At 49.0% G+C, this 314-nt stretch carries 1 protein-coding gene; it reads right to left on the minus strand.

From position 1 onward, the window contains the following. A partial coding sequence (locus ACYVTD_RS18850; RefSeq protein ID WP_461249109.1) for an HD-GYP domain-containing protein occupies positions 1–303 on the minus strand: 303 nt, incomplete at its 3' end. Between the last annotated feature and the right edge of the window lie 11 nt (positions 304–314).

Here is a 314-nt window from a genome sequence, read left to right on the forward strand (position 1 = left end):
GGTTAACAGCCTGCTGTTAAAGTCAAGTTCAACGGCCTTCTTCCCGAAAGAGTAGCCGTAACCGTCCAATTTTTCATGGTGGTCGGACGCCCATCTGCATATAGTTTCAAATCCTTCGACATCGTTAAGAAGCTCCCAAGTAAGGTAAACGTGCTTTTTGATAACGTTAAATTCCTCGTCGGTAAGTTTGCCCGGCTTTTCCAGAATGGCGGAAGGAATCGCAAGCTTGCCGAGGTCGTGCAAAGACGCCGCCAAATACAGTTCCGCCAAGTCCTGCGGCTCATACCCGTAATGTTTTCCCATGAACCACGCCT

This window comes from Treponema sp. R6D11, assembly GCF_054786075.1.